The following is a 19,222-nucleotide window of genomic DNA, read 5'->3' as shown; positions in this document are numbered from 1 at the left end:
ACGGCGGACCGGAATCCCAGGGTGCCCGCCCGCAGGCGCCGCGGCCCGCCGCGCCGCGCCCGTCCGGGCCGCGCCCCGGCCCCGGCGGCACCGCCCGCGCCGAGCCAGCCCGCTCCGGGCCGGCCGGCGCCGCAGGTCCCGCAGGCTCCGGCCGCCAAGGCCCCGAGCGCCCCGCCGTCCGGCGGTCCCGGCGCTCCGGCCGGCCCGCGTCCGGGTCCGCGTGCGCCGAAGCCCGGCCCGCGTCCCGGGCCCCGGCCCGGCGGCCAGGGCGGCGGCGGTGGCCGTCCGCGTCCGGGCAACAACCCGTTCAGCTCGACCAACACCGGCATGGGCCAGGCGCCCAAGCCGGGCCCGCGGCCCGGCCCGCGGCCGGGCGGCGACCGCTCCGAGCGCGACGAGCGCCCGCGCGGCGGCGACCGTCCTGGCGGCCCGCGTCCGGGCGGTCCGCGTCCCGGCGCCCCGGGCGCCGGCGGCCCGCGGCCGAGTCCCGGCAGCATGCCGCCCCGTCCGGGCGGCCCGCGGCCGAGCCCGATGAACATGCCGTCCTCGCGGCCCGCGGGCGCCCCCGGGCGCGGCGGTCCCGGCGGCGGTGGCCGCGGTCCCGGCGGCGGCGGCCGTCCGGGCGGCGGTGGCCGCGGTCCCGGTGGCGGAGGCCGTCCCGGTGGCGGCGGCGGCTTCGGCGCTCCCCGCGCCGGTGGCGGCGGCCGTCCGGGCGGCGGCTTCGGTCCCCGTCCCGGTGGCGGCGGCCGCGGTCGCGGCGGCACGCAGGGCGCGTTCGGACGTCCGGGCGGGCGTCCCGCGCGCGGCCGCAAGTCGAAGCGGGCGCGCCGTCAAGAGTTCGAGAACATGCAGGCGCCCGCCGTCGGCGGCGTCTCGGCCCCGCGCGGCAACGGCAAGACCATCCGGCTGCCGCAGGGCGCGTCGCTGACCGACTTCGCCGAGAAGATCGGCGCCAACCCGGCGTCGCTCGTCGCGATCATGATGCACCTCGGCAAGATGGTCACCGCGACCCAGTCGGTCGACCCCGACGACCTGCAGGCCCTCGGGCTCGAGCTGGACTTCGACGTCCAGGTCGTCAGCCCCGAGGACGAGGACCGCGAGCTGCTCGAGTCGTTCGACATCGAGTACGGCGAGGACGAGGGCGGCGAGGAGAACCTCGTGCCCCGTCCGCCGGTGGTCACCGTCATGGGCCACGTCGACCACGGCAAGACCAAGTTGCTGGACGCCATCCGGCACGCCAACGTGCAGGCGGGCGAGGCCGGCGGCATCACCCAGCACATCGGCGCCTACCAGGTCGAGACCGAGGTCGACGGCGAGGACCGCAAGATCACCTTCATCGACACCCCGGGTCACGAGGCGTTCACCGCCATGCGCGCCCGCGGTGCCGACACCACCGACCTGGTGGTGCTGGTGGTCGCCGCGGACGACGGCGTGAAGCCGCAGACCACCGAGGCGATCGACCACGCCACGGCGGCCGGGGTGCCGATCGTGGTCGCGGTCAACAAGATCGACGTCGAGGGCGCCGACCCGAACCGGGTGCGGGCGCAGCTCACCGAGTACGGCCTGGTCGCCGAGGAGTTCGGCGGGCAGACCCAGTTCGTCGACGTGTCCGCCAAGCAGGGCACCAACATCGACGGGCTGCTCGAGGCGATCATCCTGACCGCCGACGCCGAGCTGGAGCTGCAGGCCAACCCCGACATGCCCGCCCAGGGCTCGGCCATCGAGGCCCACCTGGACAAGGGCCGGGGCGCCGTGGCGACCGTGCTGGTGCAGCGCGGCACGCTGCGGGTCGGCGACTCGATCGTCTGCGGCGTGGCCAGCGGCCGCGTCCGGGCGATGCTCGACGAGAACGGCAACAACGTCGAGGAGGCGGGCCCGTCCCGTCCGGTGATGGTGCTCGGCCTCGCGGCCGTGCCCGGCGCCGGCGACAACTTCCTGGTCGTCGACGACGACCGGGTGGCCCGGCAGATCGCCGACAAGCGGGTGGCGCGCAAGCGCAACGCCGAGCTGCTCAAGTCCCGCAAGAGCAGCTCCCTCGAGGAGCTGTTCAAGGACTTCCAGGAGGGCAAGCGGCAGGAACTGCTGCTCATCCTCAAGGGCGACGTCTCCGGTTCCGTCGAGGCGCTGGAGGACTCGCTGCTCAAGATCGACGTGGGCGACGAGGTCAGCCTGCGGATCATCCGCCGCGGTGTCGGCGCGATCACGCAGGACGACGTCAACCTGTCCCTGGCGTCCGAGGAGGGCGCGGTCATCATCGGCTTCAACGTCCGGCCGGAGCGCAACGCGCAGGAACTGGCCGACCGCGAGGGCGTCGACATCCGCTACTACTCGGTCATCTACCAGGCGATCGACGAGATCGAGGCCGCCCTCAAGGGCATGCTGAAGCCGGAGTTCGAGGAGGCCCAGCTGGGCACCGCCGAGGTCCGGGAGATCTTCAAGGTGCCGCGGATCGGCAACGTCGCCGGTTCGATGGTCACCTCGGGGATCATCCAGCGCAACGCCAAGGCGCGCCTCGTCCGCGACGGCGTCGTGGTCGCCGACAACCTCACGGTGTCGTCGCTGCGCCGCTTCAAGGACGACGCGACCGAGGTCCGCGAGGGCTTCGAGTGCGGCATCGGGGTCGGCTACAACGACATCAAGCTCGGCGATGTCATCGAGTGCTTCGAGATGCGGGAGAAGCCTCGCGACTGAGGCCCGCGCTCGCGGCACCGATCGTCCGCAGTGCGGACCGTCCGCGCGGACCAGGCCTGCGGGCCGGGTCCGCGCGGACGGTCGGCCGGGACGGACGGGTAAAAAATGTGACACGACGCCAGGCGGTTCTTCTAGCCTGGCGTCTGCCATTCCCGGGCGCCCGCCCGCCGGGCGGCCCGGGAACACGGCGGCTGACCGCCGTCGTTCCTACGTGTGGATCCCGAGGTGATCGACCAGGTGTACGTGGGTGCGCTGACGCTCGACCTGCTGCTGGGGGACGTCCGGTCGCTGAAGCAGAAGCGGTCGGTGGTCCGGCCCATCATCGCCGAGGTGCGCAAGCACTTCCCGGGGGTGGCCGTGGCCGAGACCGGCGGCAACGACCTGCACCGCAGGGCGGAGATCGGGATCGCCGTGGTCTCGGGCACCGCGGCCAACTGCACCCAGGTGCTCGACCAGTGCGAGCGCCTGGTGTTCGGGCGGCCGGAGATCGAGCTGCTGTCCGCGCGGCAGCGGCTGTACAACGACGAGGACTGACCGGCGGGCGTCCGCGGCGCGGCTTCGGCCGGGCGGCGGAGGACGGCCGGCACACCGGGGCCCGCGGGGGCTGTCCCCCTCGGGACCCCGCGACCATAGAGAAAGGGAGTGCGATCATGGTGGACGCAGCTCGGGCGCGCAAGCTCGCCGACCGCATCCAGCAGATCGTGGCCGAGATGCTGGAGAGGCGGATCAAGGATCCGCGGCTCGGCTTCGTGACCGTGACGGACACCCGCATCACCAACGACCTGCGTGACGCGACCGTGTACTACACGGTGTACGGGTCGGACGGCGAGCGCGCCGAGACGGCGGCGGCCCTGGAGAGCGCCAAGGGCGTCATCCGGTCGGAGGTGGGCAGGAAGACCGGGGTGCGGCACACGCCCAGCATCACGTTCGTCATGGACTCCCTGATGGAGAACGCGGCGCACATCGACGACCTGCTCGCCAAGGCCCGCGCGAGGGACGCCGAGGTGGCGCGGGCGGCGCAGGGCGCGGCCCCGGCGGGGGAGGCGAACCCCTATCGAGAACCGCCCTCCGCCGAGGACCTCGACGAGGACCTGGACGACCTGGGCGCGGCGGAGGACGGTGAGGACGGCCGGTCCGGACGCCGGTCGTCGTGACCGGGCCGCAGTGGCGGGCGGAGTCGTCGGGCGCCGCCTGGACCGAGGAGTGCGCCCTGCACGGGACGGGCGGACACACGGCGAGTGGGCACGACATCGTGCCGCGGGGCGCCGGCGTCCGCGGCGGTTCCCCGGCGCAGGCCGTACCGGCCCCGAACGGTGCCGCTCCGAACAGTGCCTCTCCGAACGGTGCCGCTCCGAACAGTGCCGCCCCTAGCGGGTCCGTCCCGAACGGTGCCGCTCCGAACGGCGCGGGGGCGAGCGGAGGCGCGGCGGACGGCGCGTCCGTCCGTCTGGACTGGGACCGGGCCGTCGAGCTGATCGAGGCGGCCGACGAGGTGTGCCTCGCCTGCCACATCGCCCCGGACGGGGACGCGCTCGGCTCGATGCTGGCGCTCGCGCAGGCGCTGCACGCGCTGGGCAAGCGGTGCCTGGCCTCGTTCGGCGAGCCGTTCGCGGTGCCGGCGATCCTGCGGTTCCTGCCCGGCCAGCAGTTCCTGGTCGAGCCCGCGCTGATGCCGGCCGCGCCGGCGCTGATGATCTCCCTGGACGCGGCGGGCCAGGCGCGGCTCGGGTCGCTCGCCGGCGCGGCGGGCCGGGCGGAGGCGCTGATCGTCGTCGACCACCACGCGTCCAACGTCGGGTTCGGCGGCGTCCGGCTGGTCGACCCGGACGCGGCGGCCACGGCGGTGCTGGTCGAGGAGCTGATCCGGCGGCTCGGCGTGCCGCTGGACGGGGACATCGCGCAGGGCCTGTACGCGGGGCTGGCCAGCGACACCGGCTCGTTCAAGTACCCGTGCACGACGCCGGAGGTGCACGACCTCGCGGGCCGGCTGCTGACGGCGGGCGTCCGGCCGGAGGCGGTCAGCCGGGAGCTGTGGGACCGGGCGCCGTTCGGCTACCTGCAGGTGCTGGCCGGGGCGCTGGCGCGGGCCCGGCTGGAGCGGGACGCGGCGGGCGGCCGCGGCCTGGTCTGGACGACGATCGCCCGCTCGGACCGGGAGGCCCGCGACGTCCTCTACGACCAGCTGGAAGGAGTCATCGACCAGCTCAGGCGGACCGACGAGGCCGAGGTCGCGGTCGTGCTGAAGGAGAACGACCGCGGCGAGTGGTACGTGTCGACGCGCGCGAAGGGCGCGGTGGACGTCGGCCGGGCCTGCGTGGAGCTGGGCGGGGGCGGGCACCGCACCGCCGCCGCGTTCACCATGGGCGGGGAGCCCGCCTGGATCATCGACCGGCTGCGCGCCGCGCTGCGCGAGCCGGGCCCCGACGGAGAGTAGAGAGCGCGCGCGTGGAGAACTCGGGACTTGTCATCGTCGACAAGCCGGCGGACTGGACCTCGCACGACGTCGTGGGGAGGATGCGGCGGCTGGCGAAGACGCGCCGGGTCGGGCACGCGGGGACGCTGGACCCGATGGCGACGGGCGTGCTCGTCCTCGGCGTCGGGAAGGCGACCCGGCTGCTCGGCCATCTCGCGCTGACCGAGAAGGGCTACGACGCGACGATCCGGCTGGGCGAGTCGACGAACACCGACGACGCGGAGGGCGAGATCACCGCGACCGCGTCCGCCGCGCCGGTGGCCGACGAGGCGCTGCACGCCGGGATCGCCGCGCTGACCGGACCGATCGAGCAGGTTCCGCCGCAGGTCAGCGCGATCAAGGTGAACGGCCGGCGGGCGTACAGGATGGCGCGTGCGGGCGAGGAGGTCGAGCTGGCCGCGCGCCCGGTGACCGTGCACGAGTTCCGGGTGCTGGACGTCCGGCGGCACGGCGAGGTGATCGACGTGGACGCGTCGGTGGCGTGCTCGTCCGGCACCTACATCCGGGCGCTGGCCCGCGACCTCGGCGCGGCGCTCGGCTGCGGCGGCCACCTGACGGCGCTGCGCCGGACCCGCGTCGGCCCGTACGACCTGCCGATGGCGCGCACCCTCGACCAGCTGAGCGAGAAGCTGGAGATCCTGCCGATGGCGGAGGCGGTCGCGGCCGTGTTCCCGCGCCGGGACGTCTCGGAGGACGACGCCCGCAAGGTCGCGCACGGCGGACGTCTCGCCGCGGCCGGCCTGGGCCCGGGCCCGGTCGGCGTGTTCGCGCCCGACGGGACCCTGCTGGCCCTGGTCGAGGAGCGGGGCGGGCTCGCCAAGCCCCTCGCCGTCTTCGCCGGCTGAGGCGGCGGCCCGGCCGGGGGTTGAGAACCGGGGCCCGGGCAACAGATCATGCGTGTCGACGGAGGACGCCCGCGCGCCGGGCGGGGGATGCGCTGCGTGGCGAGCGTCACCCGCAGTGGCGGTGCGGACGAACCTACGGTCGCGTAACCTACGTAACCGTAGGTTAGTTGCAGAGGAGGCTGCCCATGAACACGGTGACCGATCCCGTGACCGACCCCGCCGGCGAGCCGGGACCGGACGCCGCCGCGTCCCCGACCAAGCCGCGGATGCGCGGCTGGCTGCACCTCGGCGCGTTCCCCGCCGTGATGGCCGCCGGGCTCGTCCTCGTCGCGCTCGGCCCGACCACGCTCGCCCGGCTCTCCTCCGCCGTCTACGTCGCCACGTCCGGGCTGCTGTTCGGGATCTCCGGAACGTACCACCGGCAGGCCGACTCGCACCGGCTCATCGAGGTGCTGCGCCGCTTCGACCACGCCAACATCTACCTGATCATCGCCGGGACCTACACGCCGTTCGCCGTGCTGGCCCTCGACGGCGGCGTCCGCATCGCCGTCCTCGTCACCGTGTGGGCGGGAGCCGTCGCCGGCGTGGTGTTCCGCACCACCTGGATCGGCGCCCCGCGCGCGCTCTACGTGACCCTCTACATCGTGCTCGGCTGGGTCGCCGTGTTCTTCCTGCCCCAGTTCCTGGACGGCGCGGGCCTCGTCGCCTGCCTCATGGTCGCGCTCGGAGGCGTCTGCTACAGCGTCGGCGGCATCGTGTACGGGCTGCGCCGTCCCAACCCGTCCCCGCGCTGGTTCGGCTTCCACGAGGTGTTCCACGCCTGCACGCTCGCCGCGTACGTCCTGCAGTACATCGCCGTCTCGTTCGTCGTCTACCAGGCCGGGTGACCGCCGGCCCGGCCGCAAGCGCGCCCCCTCGGTAACGGCGCCGGACGGCACATGGCACCCTTATGTCGACAGACAGAACCCGCAGGGACGTCCTACGCAGGGAGAGCATGGTGCGGCGCTGGCATGGCCTCGACGAGGTTCCCGCCGACTGGGGCCGTTCGGTGGTCACCATCGGGGTGTTCGACGGGGTGCACCTCGGTCATCAGCGGATCGTCCGCGCCGCCGCCGAGGAGGCGCGCCGCCGCGGCCTGCGCTCGGTCACGATCACCTTCGACCCGCACCCCGACGAGGTCGTCCGGCCCGGCACCCATCCGCCGCTGCTCGCCACCACCCAGCGCCGCATCGAGCTGCTGGAGGGCCTCGGCACCGACGCCGTCGTGGTCGTGCCGTTCACGCTGGAGTTGTCGAGGACGCCGCCGGACGAGTTCGTCCAGCAGGTCCTGGTGGACCGGCTGCACGCGGCCCATGTCATCGTCGGCGAGGACTTCCGCTTCGGCCACCGCGCCAAGGGCGACGTCGCGCTGCTGAAGGAGCTCGGCGCCAAGTACGACTTCACCGCCGAGGGCATGCCGCTGGTCGCCGACGGCGGCACGATCTCCTCCACCCACATCCGGGAGCGGCTGGAGGCCGGCGACGTCGAGGGCGCCGCGGCGTCGCTCGGCCGCCCGCACCGCGTCGAGGGCGTGGTCGTCCGCGGCCACCAGCGGGGCCGGGCGCTCGGCTTCCCCACCGCGAACCTGGAGACGCTGCCGCACACCGCGATCCCCGCGGACGGCGTGTACGGCGGCTGGCTGGTCGCCGACACCGACCGCTACCCCGGCTTCCGGTGGCCCGCCGCGATCTCCATCGGCACCAACCCGACGTTCGAGGGCGCGGGGGAGCGGACCGTCGAGGCCTACGCCCTGGACCGCGACGACCTCGACCTGTACGGCGAGCACATGGGCGTCGACTTCACCGCCCGCATCCGGGACACGCTGAAGTTCGACTCGATCGACGCCCTCATCGAGGAGATGCACCGCGACGTCGACCGGGCCCGCGAGATCACCGCATAACGCCCGCGGGGCGCGAACACGGCCGGTAACGCAGTCGAGCCGACATGGTACGGTGAAGAGTCGCCGGGTGGGTCCCGGCGCGGTTGAGCTGCACCCTCATGCGGCTCACCACCTCTCAAAACGCACCATGCGGACCCGAGCGCCCACCGGGCCCGGATCTGCGGGTGACGATCTCATCGAAGGAGCCACGTGTCGCTCGACACCGCCACGAAGAACCAGATCATCGCCGAGTACGCGACCACTGAGGGTGACACCGGATCGCCGGAGGTCCAGGTCGCGCTGCTGACGCGCCGCATCAACGATCTGACCGAGCACCTCAAGGAGCACAAGCACGACCACCACAGCCGCCGCGGCCTGCTGCTGCTGGTCGGCCGTCGTCGCCGGCTCCTGAAGTACCTGAGCAACAAGGACATCAACCGCTACCGGCAGCTGATCGAGCGACTCGGTCTGCGCCGCTAGCACGGTGAGGGAGCGGCCCGCCGGGCCGCTCCCTCTCTTTCTATGACCCGGACGGGGCCGCGACGTCCCGTCCGGGGGTGAAGAACCGAAGAGAAGAGCCTCGCGGACACCGCTGGTGCGGGCCGGTCCTCGGTAGTGGCTTCCGGATCCGTCCCGCCGCATCGGCGGGCCTGACGATCCGGGTGCTTCGATCGAAGACCGGCAGCGTGACAAGCCACGGGAAACGGCCGCGAGGACCGACGAAGGAACCCTGAGGAGGTTTCCCGTGACAGAAGCCGTGCGCATCGACGGAGCGCAGAGCACCGAGGCCGTGATCGACAACGGCACGTTCGGCACCCGCACCATCCGGTTCGAGACGGGCCGGCTGGCCCGCCAGGCGGCCGGTTCCGCCGTCGCCTACCTCGACGACGAGACGATGGTGCTGTCGGCGACCACCGCGTCCAAGAAGCCCAAGGAGAACCTGGACTTCTTCCCGCTGACCGTGGACGTCGAGGAGCGGATGTACGCGGCCGGGCGCATCCCCGGCTCGTTCTTCCGCCGCGAGGGCCGCCCGTCCGAGGACGCGATCCTGACCTGCCGGCTGATCGACCGGCCGCTGCGGCCGTCGTTCCGCAAGGGGCTGCGCAACGAGATCCAGATCGTCGAGACGATCATGGCGCTGCACCCCGACCACCTGTACGACGTCGTGGCGATCAACGCCGCGTCGATGTCCACCCAGCTGGCCGGGCTGCCGTTCTCCGGCCCGATCGGCGGCGTCCGCGTCGCGCTGATCGACGGCCGGTGGGTCGGCTTCCCGACCCACCCCGAGCTGGAGCGCGCGACCTTCGACATGGTCGTCGCCGGCCGGGTGCTGGAGGACGGCGACGTCGCGATCATGATGGTGGAGGCGGAGTCCACCCGCGACACCATCAAGCTCGTCGGCGAGGGCGCGACCGCCCCGACCGAGGAGACCGTCGCGCAGGGCCTCGAGGCGGCCAAGCCGTTCATCAAGGTGCTGTGCAAGGCGCAGAGCGACCTCGCGAAGGTCGCCGCGAAGGAGACCGCCGAGTACCCGATCTTCCTGGACTACCAGGACGACGTGCTCGCCGCCGTCACCGACGCCGTCAGCGGCGACCTCGCGCAGGCGCTGACGATCGCCGCCAAGCAGGAGCGCGAGAGCCGCCTCGACGAGATCAAGGCCGCCGCGCAGGACAAGCTCGCCGAGCAGTTCGAGGGCCGCGAGAAGGAGATCTCCGCCGCCTACCGCGCCGTCACCAAGAAGCTGGTCCGCGAGCGGGTCATCCGCGACGGGCTGCGCATCGACGGCCGCGGGCTGAAGGACATCCGCCAGCTCACCGCCGAGGCCCACGTGGTCCCGCGGGTGCACGGGTCGGCGCTGTTCGAGCGCGGCGAGACGCAGATCCTCGGCGTGACGACGCTGAACATGCTCCGTATGGAGCAGATGATCGACACGCTGAACCCCGAGCGCACCAAGCGCTACATGCACAACTACAACTTCCCGCCGTACTCCACCGGCGAGACCGGCCGGGTGGGCTCGCCCAAGCGCCGCGAGATCGGGCACGGCGCGCTCGCCGAGCGCGCGCTGATCCCGGTGCTGCCGTCGCGCGAGGAGTTCCCCTACGCGATCCGGCAGGTGTCGGAGGCGATCGGGTCCAACGGCTCCACCTCGATGGGCTCGGTCTGCGCGTCCACCATGTCGCTGCTGGACGCGGGCGTCCCGCTCAAGCAGATGGTGGCGGGCATCGCGATGGGCCTGATCAACGAGGGCGACGAGTACGTCACCCTCACCGACATCCTCGGCGCCGAGGACGCGTTCGGCGACATGGACTTCAAGGTCGCCGGCACCCGCGACCTGATCACCGCGCTGCAGTTGGACACCAAGCTCGACGGCATCCCCGCCTCGGTGCTGGCCGCCGCGCTGAAGCAGGCCAAGGGCGCCCGGCTGGCGATCCTGGACGTGATGCAGGAGGCCATCGAGGCGCCCGCCGAGATGAGCCCGAACGCGCCGCGGATCATCACCATCAAGGTCCCGGTCGACAAGATCGGCGAAGTCATCGGCCCGAAGGGCAAGATGATCAACTCGATCCAGGACGACACCGGCGCCGACATCACCATCGAGGACGACGGCACCATCTACGTCGGCGCGACCGACGGCCCGTCCGCCGAGGCGGCGCGGACCGCGATCAACGCGATCGCGAACCCGCACATGCCGGAGGTCGGCGAGCGGTTCCTCGGCACCGTCGTCAAGACCACCACGTTCGGCGCCTTCGTGTCGCTGCTGCCCGGCAAGGACGGCCTGCTGCACGTCTCGCAGATCCGCAAGCTGCACGGCGGCGCCCGGATCGAGAACGTCGACGACGTGATGGGCGTCGGCGAGAAGATCCAGGTCGAGGTCACCGAGATCGACCAGCGCGGGAAGCTGTCGCTGGTGCCGGTCGAGGTGATCGAGCGCGAGTCCGCCGAGCGCGCCGACGAGCCGGCCGCCGCGGCCGAGGCCGACGGCGACTCGGGCGACTCCGGTGAGCGCCGCCCGCGCCGCGACGACGGCGACCGCGCCCCGCGCCGCCGCCGCACCCGCCGCGGCTCCGACGACGCCGGCCAGCGCAACTCCTGATCCGAGCACGCGATGACCGACCGGCCTGCCCGCCCGGGCAGGCCGGTCGGCCGCTTTCCGCCCCCCGACCCCGCACACCACCGAATGCGAGTGACACCGTGACCCTGCCGGCGCGGGCGCAGGAGCCCGGCACCACCACCACGATCCACACCGACGACGCCGGCGCGGTGGTCCGCCGCACCGTGCTGCCCGGCGGGCTGCGGATCATCACCGAGTCGACGCCGGCGGTGCGGTCCGCCGCGTTCGGCGTCTGGTCGGCCGTCGGGTCCCGCGACGAGGCGCCCGCCGACGCCGGCGCCAGCCACTACCTCGAGCACGTGCTGTTCAAGGGCACCAGGCGGCGGTCGGCGCTGGAGATCTCCGCCGCGCTCGACGCGGTCGGCGGCGACCTCAACGCGTTCACCGCCAAGGAGTACACCTGCTACTACGCGCGGGTGCTGGACTCCGACCTCCCGCTCGCCGTGGACGTCGTGTCCGACATGGTCGCCGACTCCGTCAACCGGCCCGAGGACGTCGAGGCCGAGCGCGGCGTGATCCTCGAAGAGATCCACATGCGCGACGACGACCCCGGCGACCTCATCCACGACGAGTTCGCCACCGCGCTGTACGGCGACACCCCGCTCGGCCGGCCCATCCTCGGCACCGAGGACTCGATCAACGCGCTGTCCCGCGACCGCATCCACGGCTACTACCGGGAGCACTACACCCCGTCCAGCCTCGTGGTGTCCGTCGCCGGGAACATCGACCACGACGAGGTCGTCCGGCTGGTGTCCAAGGCGTTCGCCGGGCACCTGACCGGCGACGCCGAGCCCGCCCCGCCGCGCGTCGGCGGGCCCGCCGCGGTCGTCGACCCGCGCACCGTCGTCATCGACAAGGACACCGAGCAGGCGCACATCGTCCTCGGCGTCCCCGGCGTGTGCCGCACCGACGACCGCCGCTTCGCGCTCGGCGTCCTCAACGCGGCCCTCGGCGGCGGCATGTCGTCCCGCCTCTTCCAGGAGATTCGCGAGAAGCGCGGCCTGGCGTACTCGGTGTACAGCTACACCGCCCAGTACGCCGACTCCGGCATCTTCGGCGTCTACGCCGGCTGCCAGCCCGGCAAGGTCGAGGAGGTCCTGTCGATCTGCCGCGACGAGGTGAACCGCGCCGCCGAGCAGAGCCTCACCGCCGAGGAGCTCGAGCGCGGCAAAGGCCAGCTGCGCGGCGCCATGGTCCTCGGCCTGGAGGACACCGGCTCCCGGATGAGCCGCATCGGCAAGAGCGAGCTGGTGTACGAGTCGCTGCTGCCGGTCGACGACGTCCTCGCCTGCATCGAGGCCGTCACCCTCGACGACGTCCGCGACGTCGCCCGCGACATCCTCGCCGCCCCCCAAGCCCTCACCGTCATCGGCCCCGTCGGGAACCGGCTCGGTTAACCCAGGGGGGCGACCCCCTGGAACCCCCGTCACGGTCGGCAGGCTTTTCCCGCTCCGCTAGAGCTCCGCGCGAAATAGCCTGCCGACCGGCGGGCAGGCCCGCTGCGCTCGCTGCACTCGCTCCGCGGGCCTGCCCGCGTCTTCCCAGGGGGGCGACCCCCTGGAACCCCCGTCACGGTCGGCAGGCTTTTTCCCGCTCCGCTAGAGCTCCGCGCGAAATAGCCTGCCGACCGGCGGGCAGGCCCGCTGCGCTCGCTGCACTCGCTCCGCGGGCCTGCCCGTGTCTTCCCAGGGGGGCGACCCCCTGGAACCCCCGTCACGACGGACGGGCTGTTTCCCGCTCCGCTGGAGCTCCGCGCGAAATAGCCTGCCGACCGCCGGGCAGGCCCGCTGCGCTCGCTGCACTCGCTCCGCGGGCCTGCCCGTGGGCGGTGGCTGAGGTCGGGTCTTCCGCCGGCGTGTTCAGCCGGCGGCTCGGTTAGGGACGAGGGGGGTTCGGGTACCGGGGCGGGGTGAAGGTCCTTGTCCGGGTGCTCATCTCGGCGGTCGCGCTGTGGGTGGCATCCGCCGTGGTGGACGGCATCGACGTGCGGGGCGGCGGTGCGGGGGAGAAGGCGCTGACGCTGCTGGTCGTCGCGGTGATCTTCGGCGTCATCAACGCGGTGCTGAAGCCGGTCATCAAGGTGCTCGGCTGCGTGCTCTACATCGTCACGCTGGGGCTCATCGCCCTGGTGGTGAACGCGGGGCTGCTCATGCTGACCAGCTGGGTGGCCGGGAAACTTGACGTGCCGTTCCGTGTCGAGTGGTTCTGGCCCGCGTTCTGGGGGGCGATCATCATCGGCGTGGTGAGCTGGCTGCTCAACCTGTTCGTCGCCGACGACGACCGGGACTGACGCGCGGGAGGCGGCGGCCGGGCCGGTAGGCTCGTCGCACGCTTCATCGGGAGGAACACGTGATCAAGGTTGGGGTGCTGGGCTCGCGCGGCCGCATGGGGGCCGAGGTGTGCCGGGCCGTGCAGGGCGCGGACGACATGGAGCTCGTCGCGGCCGTCGACCAGGACGACGACCGGGAGCCGTTGACCGCCGCCGAGGTGGTCGTCGACTTCACCCGCCCGGCCGTGGTCATGGACAACCTCAAGTGGTGCGTGGACCGCGGGCTGCACGCCGTCGTCGGCACCACCGGGTTCGACCCGTCGCGGCTCGACACGGTCCGGTCGTGGCTGACCGGCGGCAAGGGCCCGAACGTGCTCATCGCCCCGAACTTCGGCATCGGCGCGGTGCTGATGATGCACTTCGCGCAGAAGGCCGCCCCGTTCTTCGAGTCCGTGGAGATCGTGGAGCTGCACCACCCGAACAAGGTGGACGCCCCGTCCGGCACGGCGTACCGGACCGCCGAGCTGGTCGCCGCCGCGCGGGCGGAGGCGGGGGTCGCGCCGCCGCCGGACGCGACCACCGACGAGTTCGACGGCGCGCGCGGCGCCGATGTGGACGGCGTCCATGTGCACGCGGTCCGGCTGTCCGGCGCCGTCGCGCACCAGGAGGTCGTGCTCGGCGGGCACGGCGAGCTGTTCACCATCCGGCACGACTCGATGAACCGCGAGTCGTTCATGCCGGGCGTGCTGCTGGCGGTCCGCAAGGTCGTGGAGTCTCCCGACCGGCTGACGGTCGGCATCGAGTCGCTGCTCGGCCTGTGATGGAGTTCGCCGCCGAGCCCTGGGACTACCTCGCCGCGTCCGAGGCGATCGACATCGAGCATCCGCTCGTCCAGCGGATCGCCTCGGACCTGCGCACCGGCGACGACATCGCCTACGCCCGCGCGGCGTTCGAGCACGTCCGCGACCGGGTGTCGCACTCGATGGACGCCGGGGACGACCGCGTCACCTGGCGCGCGTCCGACGTCCTCGAGCAGGGCACCGGCCTCTGCTACGCCAAGTCGAACGCGTACGTCGCTCTGCTGCGGGCCGGGGGCATCCAGGCGGGTCTGTGCTACCAGGTGGTGGACGGGTTCGTGCACGGGCTCAGCGCGGCCCTGGTGGACGACCGCTGGGTCCTCCTCGACCCGCGCGGCGACAACGATGACGTTCACGTGGAGTTCTCCGCGTCGGAGGACCGGCTCGCGTACCCGTCGGTACCGGTGCTGCCGACGGTCCATGCGGTGCCGCATCCTGCGGTTCTGAAGGCTCTCCGGTCGATGTCCACGCTCAGCGTCGAGGCGCTGCCCACCGCGCTCTAGCGGACGCGGGAGAGGCGGACGAAGGGGAGTTCGCGGCCCACGCGCCGGTAGTCGTCCTTGGTGCCGTCGACGATGTAGCCCATGTACCGGAGGAGCTTCATGGCGGAGCGGGGATGGCGCGGCGCGTAGCGGATCATCAGCTCCCCGCCTTCCTCGGCGTCCAGGGGACGCGCCGTCACGGCGAACCGGCTCCGCCCCACCTGGACGGTCGCCCGCGGCGTCTTCACCAGGTTGCGGTACCAGTCGGTGCGGGGGCCGAAGCCGGAGCACACGATGTAGTCGTCCCCGGAGTGCTCGACGACCTCGACGACCGCCTGCCGCCGCTCGCCGGACGCGCGGCCGACGTGCTCGAGGAGCAGGAAGCGGTCCCCGAACAGCGGGCCGAGGCCCATCCGGTACAGGTGGACGGGCAGCCGGAACAGGGCCCGGCGCAGCCCCGACGGCGGCGCGGGCCGCTTGGGGATCTCCATGGCGCTCCCTTCCCGGCCCGTCCTACCCGCGACGGGCCGGGAAAGTCGTGTCAGTCCAGGACGGACAGGTCGAGGCGCGCCAGCCGGACCGGGTCGGCGAGGATGTCGATCGCGACGATCCGGCCGCCGGAGACGGTGAACGACAGCACCGACACGGGGCGGTCGCCGTCCATCGCGACGACCCCGGCGGTCCCGTTGACCAGCGCGGGACGCGAGGTGTAGGCCGCGCCGCGGCTGAAGGCGGCCGCCTGGCCGGCGACGGTCCGCGCGCCGCGCAGATGCTGCCGGCCGGCGGCACCGAGGTCGGCGCGCAGCTCCACGTCCGGGTCGAGGACCGCGACGAGCGCCTCGAAGTCGCCGGCCCGCGCCGCGGCGTGGAACGCCTCGACGACGGCGCGCTGGCGGGCCCGGTCGCGCTCGGGGACGGGCGCGGCGCCGCGCACCCGGCGGCGGGCGCGGCTGGCGAGCTGCCGCGCCGCATCCGGGGAGCGGCCCACGATCGGCGCGATCTCCTCGAACGGCACCGCGAACGTGTCGTGCAGCACGAACGCGAGCCGCTCGGCGGGCGACAGCGACTCCAGCACGACCAGCAGCGCGAGCCCGACGGAGTCGGCGAGCAGCGCCTCCTGCTCGGGGTCGGTGCCGCCCGGCGCTGCGATCACCGGATCGGGCAGCCACTCGTCGATGGGGTCCTCGCGGCGGGACGTGCGGGACCGCAGCATGTCCAGGCACACCCGCCCGACGACGGTGGTGAGCCATCCGCCGAGGTTGACGACCGCGCCGGCGTCGGACCGGCTCAGCCGCAGCCACGCCTCCTGGACGGCGTCGTCCGCCTCCGCCAGCGACCCGAGCATCCGGTAGGCGACCGCCTTCAGATGCGTCCGGTGCTCCTCGAACCGCTCCGCCAGGAACTCGCGCTCGTCCATCGTCCCCCCTCGTCACCGCGTTCCACCACACTGACGGATCGGGCGCGCCGGATGTGACCGGTTTGTCGCGCGCCGGAGGAAGCGTTTACCGTTCGTCGGGTGGACGACTCGATCGCGCGCGACCTGTGGACGGTCCTGGAGCCGCTGCACGCGGTGACGTACTTCTCGCCGGAGTGCCTGGCGGCGAACAAGGACGTGGGGCTGAAGGGCTTCTGGATGGGCTACTTCGGCAGCCGCGCCGCCCCGCTCGGCGCGGTGCCGGCGGGCGTGGTCGAGGCGACGTTCTTCGGGTTCCATCCGTCCCGGGTGCGGCGGGCCGTCCCGGACGCGTGGCGTTTCGCCTCGCCCGCGAGCATCCTCGCGGCGCGGGGCGCCGCGGCGGCGCGGGCCCTGCGCAGGATCGTGCCGGGCATCGAGCGGATCGCCGCCGGCGCGGCGCCGCCGCTGCGCCGGGCGGTCGAGGCGGCGGACGCGGCGGGCCGTCCGCTGTTCGGCGCGAACCGCGACCTGGACGTCCCGGACGACCCGGTCGAGGCGCTCTGGCAGGCCGCGACGGCGCTGCGCGAGCACCGCGGCGACGGGCATGTGGCCGTCCTGACGAGCGAGGGCCTCGACGGCCTGACCTCGAACGTCCTCGCCGCCGCCGTCGGCGCGGTCACCCCTGACCTGATGCTGCTGAGCCGGGGATGGACGCGGGAGCAGTGGGACGAAGCGGCCGGCGCCCTCGCGGCCCGCGGCCTCGTGGACGGCGGTGCCGCGACCGACGCGGGACGCGCCCTCAAGGCCCGCGTCGAGGAGCGCACCGACGCCCTCGCCGCGCCGCCGTACCGCGTCCTGGACGACCCGAAGGCCCTCTACGACCTCCTGATGCCCGCGGCGGAGGCGGTGGCCGATGCGGGGGAGATGCCCTTCCCGAACCCGATCGGCCTGCCTCGCGTCGGCGCGGGTTAACCGCGGGTCGGGGTCTTGGAGAGGTCGACTTCGGTGATGCTGCGGGTGATGCCCGCGGCGGAGTAGGCGGCCTCCTCGTCGAGGGTCTCGGCCTCCAGCAGCGCGGCGGCGAGCGAGTCGAGCTGGTCGCGGTGCGCGCGCAGCGTCTCGAGGGCCTCGGCGTAGCATTCGTCGACGATGCGGCGGGCCTCCAGGTCCACGGCGTCCAGGGTGCCCTGCGCGGCGTACTGGCCCATCGGCTCCATGCCGTCGGACGGCAGGATCGACAGCGGGCCGACCTTCGGGGACATGCCCCACCGGCCCACCATCCCGCGGGCGATCTTGGTGACCTGCTCCAGGTCGCTCTCCGACCCGGTGGTGATCACGCCGAACACCAGCTCCTCGGCGGCCATCCCGCCGAGCGCGCCGATGATCCTGCCGCGCAGGTACCGCTCGTCGTAGGCGTAGCGGTCGCTGTCGGGCGTGGACACGGTGACGCCGAGCGCCCGGCCGTGCGGCACGATCGTGATCTTGCGGACCGGGTCGGCGCCCGGCTGCAGCATGCCGAGCAGCCCGTGCCCGGACTCGTGGTAGGACGTGCGGCGCCGCTCCTCGTACGGCATGACCAGCGCGCGGCGGGTGCCGAGCTGCACCTTCTCCAGCGCGGTCTGGAAGTCGTCCATGTCGACCGCGCCCTTGTCCCGCTTGACGGCGAGCAGCGCGGCCTCGTTGACGAGGTTGGCCAGCTCGGCGCCCGTCATGCCGGGCGTCATCTTCGCGACCGAGACGATGTCGGCGTCGCCGCCGAGCGGCACCTCGCGGGTGTGCACCCGCAGGATCGCGACGCGCCCGTCCAGGTCGGGGGGCGACACCGCGACCTGCCGGTCGAACCGGCCCGGCCGCATCAGCGCCGGGTCGAGGATGTCGGGACGGTTCGTGGCGGCGATGACGACGACGCCCTCGGAGCCGGAGAACCCGTCCATCTCGGTGAGGATCTGGTTCAGCGTCTGCTCGCGCTCGTCGTGGCCGCCGAGGCTGGCGCCGCTGCCGCGGGCCCGGCCGATCGTGTCGATCTCGTCGATGAAGATGATCGACGGGGCGGTCTTGCGGGCCTCGGTGAACAGCTCGCGGACCCGGGCCGCGCCGACGCCGACGACCATCTCGATGAACTCCGACGCGGCTGCGGAGTAGAACGGCACGTTCGCCTCGCCGGCGACGGCGCGGGCCAGCAGCGTCTTGCCGGTGCCGGGCGCGCCGGTGAGCAGCACGCCGCGCGGGACGCGGGCGCCCATCCGGCGGTACTTGCCGGGGTCCTTGAGGAAGTCGACGACCTCGCTCAGCTCCGCCTCGACCTCGTCGATGCCCGCGACGTCGGCGAACGTGGCGCGCTTCTCGTCGGGCGCGACGGGCTTGGGCGAGCGGCCGAAACCGCCCATGAGGCCCCCGCCGCCGCCCCCGGTCATCCGGCGCTGCAGCCACACCATGACGCCGATCCACAGGCCGACGAACAGCAGGGTGGGCAGCAGCGACAGCGCCAGGTTGGCGAGCAGGCCGCGGTCCTCGTTGACGGGCTTCGCCTCGACCTCGACGCCCTTGCTCACCATCTCGGTGTAGATCTTGTCGTCGGCGAACGCCGGACGCAGCGTCTCGAACGCGGTGTAGGTCTTCTTCGGGTCCTTCTGCCCGGGGACCTGCTGCGCGCTCTTCAGCTTCCCCTGGATCTGGTAGCCCTTGGTGTAGACGTCCTTCACGTTCCCGGCCTGCACCTGCTGGGTGAAGGCCGTGTACGGGACGCTCACCTTGTCCTGCTGCCCGGTGTAGTGCATCGAGACGTAGCTCAGCCCGAACACCACGAGCAGCAGCAGCCAGAACAGGGAGGTGTTGCGGCGGGGACGCCAGCCGCCGAAGCCGCCGCCGGCCCGCTTCGGCCGCTCGGGCACGCCTTCGGCGCGCCAGGGCCGCTCGGGGTCGTTGCGCGGCGGCACCGACTCGCGCCGGTCGCGCTCCGTGGAACCTGCACGCTGCGCCGCCGCCTCGCTCGGCTGTGGCGCGGGTCGCTTGGACGGCACGTCTGGCATCTCCCGGTACGCATCGCTCGCGGGTGGCACGAGCGATCGGCTTCAGCGGGGTCCCGGTTCGGGGCTCCGGGGAGGTAAACGGGATTCCGCTACGAGACGTTCCCGTGCCGTATCAGCGGTGGGCGAACGCACACTCCGGGTGTGTCCCGG

The 19,222-nt window shown here is 73.2% G+C and carries 16 protein-coding genes and 1 pseudogene; 14 read left to right on the top strand and 3 right to left on the bottom strand.

All coding sequences use genetic code 11. The annotated features are described in order from the left end of the window. The 13 genes and pseudogenes from infB to F8568_RS29745 all read left to right on the top strand — a co-directional run. Positions 1-2,691, top strand: a pseudogene (gene infB / locus F8568_RS29805) (translation initiation factor IF-2); the annotation flags it as partial. A gap of 225 nt (positions 2,692-2,916) precedes the next feature. Then, positions 2,917-3,225, top strand: a complete 309-nt coding sequence (locus tag F8568_RS29800; RefSeq protein WP_328601081.1) for a DUF503 domain-containing protein — start codon at positions 2,917-2,919, stop codon at positions 3,223-3,225. Positions 3,226-3,341: 116 nt separating this feature from the next. Further along, positions 3,342-3,845, top strand: a complete 504-nt coding sequence (gene rbfA, locus F8568_RS29795; protein ID WP_151597006.1) for a 30S ribosome-binding factor RbfA — start codon at positions 3,342-3,344, stop codon at positions 3,843-3,845. Next, complete coding sequence (locus F8568_RS29790; protein WP_328601080.1) at positions 3,842-5,125, top strand: DHH family phosphoesterase; 1,284 nt, start codon at positions 3,842-3,844, stop codon at positions 5,123-5,125. The genes rbfA and F8568_RS29790 overlap by 4 nt, the downstream gene beginning before the upstream one ends. 11 nt (positions 5,126-5,136) lie before the next feature. Then, positions 5,137-6,009 carry a tRNA pseudouridine(55) synthase TruB gene (gene truB / locus F8568_RS29785; RefSeq protein ID WP_151597005.1) on the top strand — a complete coding sequence of 291 codons (873 nt, stop codon included), beginning with the start codon at positions 5,137-5,139 and terminating at the stop codon, positions 6,007-6,009. Positions 6,010-6,194: 185 nt separating this feature from the next. After that, positions 6,195-6,896 (top strand): PAQR family membrane homeostasis protein TrhA, encoded by a 702-nt coding sequence (gene trhA, locus F8568_RS29780; RefSeq protein WP_151597004.1) that lies wholly within the window; start codon positions 6,195-6,197, stop codon positions 6,894-6,896. 110 nt (positions 6,897-7,006) lie between these two features. Further along, positions 7,007-7,948 (top strand): bifunctional riboflavin kinase/FAD synthetase, encoded by a 942-nt coding sequence (locus F8568_RS29775; protein WP_151597024.1) that lies wholly within the window; start codon positions 7,007-7,009, stop codon positions 7,946-7,948. Positions 7,949-8,137: 189 nt separating this feature from the next. Continuing rightward, positions 8,138-8,407, top strand: a complete 270-nt coding sequence (rpsO, locus tag F8568_RS29770) for a 30S ribosomal protein S15 (RefSeq protein ID WP_021599383.1) — start codon at positions 8,138-8,140, stop codon at positions 8,405-8,407. A 283-nt stretch (positions 8,408-8,690) separates the two neighbouring features. After that, on the top strand, positions 8,691-11,021 hold the full coding sequence (locus F8568_RS29765; RefSeq protein ID WP_151597023.1) for a polyribonucleotide nucleotidyltransferase: 2,331 nt from the start codon (positions 8,691-8,693) through the stop codon (positions 11,019-11,021). Between the two features lie 98 nt (positions 11,022-11,119). Further along, entirely contained in the window at positions 11,120-12,436 is a 1,317-nt protein-coding gene (locus F8568_RS29760) for a M16 family metallopeptidase (RefSeq protein ID WP_151597003.1), read from the top strand. 512 nt (positions 12,437-12,948) lie between these two features. Beyond that, positions 12,949-13,329 (top strand): phage holin family protein, encoded by a 381-nt coding sequence (locus F8568_RS29755; RefSeq protein ID WP_151597002.1) that lies wholly within the window; start codon positions 12,949-12,951, stop codon positions 13,327-13,329. 59 nt (positions 13,330-13,388) lie between these two features. Then, the gene (gene dapB, locus F8568_RS29750; RefSeq protein ID WP_151597001.1) at positions 13,389-14,129 is read left to right on the top strand and encodes a 4-hydroxy-tetrahydrodipicolinate reductase; all 741 of its coding nucleotides are present in this window, start codon (positions 13,389-13,391) and stop codon (positions 14,127-14,129) included. Next, complete coding sequence (locus F8568_RS29745; protein ID WP_151597022.1) at positions 14,129-14,668, top strand: transglutaminase-like domain-containing protein; 540 nt, start codon at positions 14,129-14,131, stop codon at positions 14,666-14,668. Before dapB ends, F8568_RS29745 begins: the two co-directional genes overlap by 1 nt. Here the strand turns inward: F8568_RS29745 and F8568_RS29740 are convergent. Both F8568_RS29740 and sigJ read right to left on the bottom strand, forming a co-directional pair. Then, complete coding sequence (locus F8568_RS29740; RefSeq protein ID WP_151597000.1) at positions 14,665-15,138, bottom strand: nitroreductase family deazaflavin-dependent oxidoreductase; 474 nt, start codon at positions 15,136-15,138, stop codon at positions 14,665-14,667. The two genes, F8568_RS29745 and F8568_RS29740, sit on opposite strands and share 4 nt — an antisense overlap. A 50-nt stretch (positions 15,139-15,188) precedes the next feature. Further along, positions 15,189-16,064 (bottom strand): RNA polymerase sigma factor SigJ, encoded by an 876-nt coding sequence (gene sigJ / locus F8568_RS29735; RefSeq protein WP_151596999.1) that lies wholly within the window; start codon positions 16,062-16,064, stop codon positions 15,189-15,191. 99 nt (positions 16,065-16,163) lie between these two features. Here sigJ and F8568_RS29730 point away from each other — a divergent pair, with 99 nt between their 5' ends. Continuing rightward, positions 16,164-17,015, top strand: coding sequence for an SCO6745 family protein (locus tag F8568_RS29730; RefSeq protein ID WP_151596998.1), 852 nt, complete (start codon positions 16,164-16,166; stop codon positions 17,013-17,015). On the opposite strand, the gene ftsH is transcribed toward F8568_RS29730, so the two are convergent. Further along, complete coding sequence (gene ftsH, locus F8568_RS29725; RefSeq protein WP_328601079.1) at positions 17,012-19,063, bottom strand: ATP-dependent zinc metalloprotease FtsH; 2,052 nt, start codon at positions 19,061-19,063, stop codon at positions 17,012-17,014. The genes F8568_RS29730 and ftsH overlap by 4 nt on opposite strands. Positions 19,064-19,222: the final 159 nt, after the last annotated feature.

This window comes from Actinomadura physcomitrii (genome assembly GCF_008923205.2).
Taxonomy (GTDB): domain Bacteria; phylum Actinomycetota; class Actinomycetes; order Streptosporangiales; family Streptosporangiaceae; genus Spirillospora; species Spirillospora physcomitrii.
The sequence above is the reverse complement of the archived record's forward strand: the minus strand, read 5'-3'. Positions and strand labels throughout refer to the sequence as shown.